Genomic DNA, 3,341 nt, shown 5'->3' with positions numbered 1-3,341 from the left:
GCAACAACTCACTCAAGTAGGAACCGTCTTGACCTGTAATTCCAGTGATTAGCGCTCTCTTTGGTTCCGTCATTTTTTACTTTTCCTGTAACGTAATGTGGGCAATTTTGGTAGATATTGCTTCCCGAGAAAATCTCCCATGCAAACTTCCCAGTTTGCATGGGAGTTAATCATCACCACGTTAACTCAAAAATTTATTTGTGGCTGTAGTGAATTTACCGTAAATAAACTCTCAGGAAAAATTTAACATATTCTCCACAGAAAGTTTAAAATTATAGATTAATATAATTATTGAAAGACTAAAATAGTGTTGACGCAAATTAAATTTTGGGCTAAAAAGTCGCTATTATTTTTTTAAATTGAAACGATAAGGATGTTTTTTTTTATTTTTTAAATAGTTTTTTTATGGAAATATATTTCCATAATATGGAGCATACTAGTTTAATAAATGCGTCGCCACTAAGGCAGTATTATTGCCTAGCTATCAGTAATAAGCATACCACATCAGAGGGTGTATTGAAGGTTAAAAACTTTACAAAATTATCATAATTTCCCAGGGGATAAGTTCTCAAATTTTATGAGTATGGGCAGGTTAATTAGGTTGTTTAGCCCCATGCTTTAGGATGAGGGCGACTTTGGAAACACTGGTTTAGTCAAGCATCAAACAAAATTAAGTGTACGGCTATATATTTATATAGGAAGTATACCAGTTTTTCAAAATCATCCTGTTATGGCATAATTTTTATGTATAAATAAGCTGATGGCCGTTGATTTTTTTGGCTCGCTTTATAGTAAATAGTTTGATAGCCAAAATCCTCTGAATACAATTAAAACAATTGCATCTTCAATTATTAAATAACTTTATAATTTATACAATTAAAAATATTAGCTTTTTATTTTTTATTTAAAATTTAACTAATTGCATTATTTGATAAGTATCCTATCCAAATTTTTAGCCTGAAATACCCTTGATTATTAGGTCTAATAATTTGGTTTTAATCGGATATTAATCAATGGAGTTGTCTAGGATGGGACTGCCCTTAACTGAAACCTATAGATTTGATATACGTGATCCTATTTTTGCAAAACTTCGTCGCAATACCTATGCTGTATGGCTTCGCATCGTTACATTAGTGTTCACTGATCTATTCATGCTATTGATGGCATGGTTTTTTAGTAAGTATATAAATAATGATTGGGGAATAGTCAATCAAGCAATACTAGTTTATATAGTCATACCCTGGGAAATTTTATTGATTGCTTTACAAGACCTTTATAATTCTGGTAACAAACGCCGTGACTACTTAGCTCTAGCCCAGACAATCACTGTTGCCCAGATTAGTCTACTCGTTATTGCTTGCCTGTATCAACCCGATCAATTTGTGATTCAACTAATTGATAGTTTGTTATGGCTATTAAGCCTCGCTCTTGTCTGCATCGGACGCTTAGGAATAGATTTTCTTCTGAGACGGCTTCGTAAAAAAGGCTTACTTCGCTATCCAACCCTGATCATAGGTTCACCAGCTCAACAACAAAAAGCAATTCAAATACTGGAAAACGAAGATTGTTATGGCGTTATTAAATTCTTCGATATTAATTTATTAGATCAATCGAACCTATCCGATTTTATTAAAGAAATTCGTGCTCTAGACGTAGCCGAAGTATTTGTTTGCTCTTGGAACAAGGTACAAGATTATATGTTCTTTTACTGGAGTCTCAGAAACGCAGGTATCACCTTGCGAATTTTGTGTACAGACTTAGGACCTATTTACCAAAATGTGGAGATGTCTAGTATAGGTGGTGTGCCTACCATAGGGTTTTCTCCCCCTCTAATTACTGGTATTGACTTTTTGGCAAAAAGATGTTTGGATTTTGTGCTTTCTGTCTTAGGAATAATTGTGCTTTTGCCACTGTTTATCAGTATTTCCGTTTTAATCAAGCTTGATTCCCCAGGACCGATATTTTACAAACAGGAAAGAGTTGGCTTACATAATAAACGATTTAAGACTTGGAAATTTCGCAGTATGTTTGTGGATGCTGACCAACGTCTCAAAGAGCTAGAAGCTCGTAATGAAATGAAAGATGGTGTTCTCTTTAAGATAAAGGATGATCCACGGATTACCAAAGTAGGAAAAATTATCCGCCGCTATAGCTTAGATGAACTTCCCCAATTACTTAACGTTCTCTGTGGAGAAATGAGTTTAGTTGGTCCTAGGCCCTTGCCAATCAGAGATGTCAATAAATTCTCTGAACACCACTTTATACGTCATGCAGTTTTACCGGGAATAACCGGACTTTGGCAAGTGTCCGGTCGTTCGGATATTACGTCTTTTGAAGAAGTGGTACGTCTAGATACTTTGTACATGGAAAATTGGTCACTGTGGCTAGATTTGAAGATTTTATTAAAAACTGCCATAGTGCTTTTCCAAAAAAAAGGCGCTTACTAGTAACCTGAGTTGGATATAACCAACTTTGTCCAGGAGTCAGGAGTGGGGAAAGGGTAGCATGGGCACGCCTAGTGCGTAAGCTTACCGCTTGAGGTGCGCTTTCCGGATTAAGAATTAAATTCGCCAAGGGTCGCACCTAAAGTACTAAAGTATCGGTTAAATTTCCTAAACCAATAACAATTTATGTCCTCAGAGAGAGATAATGTTGGTCAACACTTGGGAATATTCTCAATAATTAGTTAGGGTTATTTTTCTACAGTGGAAAAAAAAATATGGTGATTGAGTTAACTGTTGCCATCCCGACATACAACGGTCATAAGCGTTTACCAGAAGTCTTAGATCGACTCCGAGACTGTTGCCAGCAAGACCAACTGAGCTGGGAAGTTATTGTTATTGACAACAACAGTACTGACGGCACTGCTAAGCTTGTTGAGGCTTATCAAGCCAATTGGCCAACGCAATATCCGTTGAGGTATTGTTTTGAACCGAAACAAGGGGCAGCTTATGCCAGATGCCGTGCCATTCAGGAAGCTACAGGTGAACTAGTGGGTTTCCTAGACGATGACACGATTCCATCAATGTCTTGGATAGCTTCTGCTTACGCCTTTGGCAAATCTCACCCTACTTCTGGTGCTTATGGTAGTCAAATCCATGGTGTTTTTGAAGTCACTCCTCCACCAAATTTTGATAAACTTGCGCCATTTCTAGCAATCACTGAACGTGGTTGTGAGCCATTACTTTATGAACCTCACAAAAAATTACTACCACCTTCAGCTGGGTTGGTTGTGCGAAAACAAGCTTGGTTAGAGAGTATGCCCTCTCGGCCTATTTTGACTGGGCGTACTAAGAGCAGTATGTTAACTGGGGAAGATTTAGAGATGTTGTCTCGTATCC

At 37.1% G+C, this 3,341-nt stretch carries 2 protein-coding genes; both read left to right on the top strand.

From position 1 onward, the window contains the following. Window positions 1-1,028: 1,028 nt before the first annotated feature. Window positions 1,029-2,447 carry a sugar transferase gene (locus F6K57_RS40475; protein WP_293074577.1) on the top strand — a complete coding sequence of 473 codons (1,419 nt, stop codon included), beginning with the start codon at window positions 1,029-1,031 and terminating at the stop codon, window positions 2,445-2,447. A 272-nt stretch (window positions 2,448-2,719) separates the two neighbouring features. Continuing rightward, on the top strand, window positions 2,720-3,341 hold a 622-nt coding region (gene hpsE / locus F6K57_RS40470), incomplete at its 3' end, for a hormogonium polysaccharide biosynthesis glycosyltransferase HpsE (RefSeq protein WP_293074574.1).

Origin of the sequence: Moorena sp. SIO4A5 (genome assembly GCF_010672005.1) — a bacterium.
Taxonomy (GTDB): domain Bacteria; phylum Cyanobacteriota; class Cyanobacteriia; order Cyanobacteriales; family Coleofasciculaceae; genus Moorena.
Note: the sequence above shows the minus strand (reverse complement) of the source record. Positions and strands in the feature narration are given on the sequence as shown.

Excerpts from the sequence above, each read along its gene's own strand:
- F6K57_RS40475 (WP_293074577.1), top strand. The coding sequence starts at position 1,029 with ATGGGACTGCCCTTAACTGAAACCTATAGATTTGATATACGTGATCCT.